Genomic DNA, 237 nt, shown 5'->3' with positions numbered 1-237 from the left:
CCTCTGATGCGGGTAAAAGCACGCTTGTTGCCGGTTTATGTCGTTTATTTTCCCGTCAAAATATTAATGTCGCGCCTTTTAAACCACAAAATATGGCGTTAAATAGTGCTGTAACTGCCGATGGCGGTGAAATTGGCCGAGCCCAAGCATTGCAAGCTATTGCTTGTGGTTTAGCACCCCATACAGATTTTAACCCCGTATTATTAAAGCCAAGTTCAGACACTGGCGCCCAAGTCA

General features: G+C 45.1%; 1 pseudogene. It reads left to right on the top strand.

The window, feature by feature from the left end:
* Positions 1–237: pseudogene (locus tag AAEY88_RS15420) on the top strand (cobyric acid synthase CobQ); the annotation flags it as partial.

Source organism: Psychrobacter sp. CAL346-MNA-CIBAN-0220, from assembly GCF_040309805.1.
In the GTDB taxonomy this organism is placed as follows: domain Bacteria; phylum Pseudomonadota; class Gammaproteobacteria; order Pseudomonadales; family Moraxellaceae; genus Psychrobacter.
This window is presented reverse-complemented; position numbering and strand designations above follow the sequence as displayed.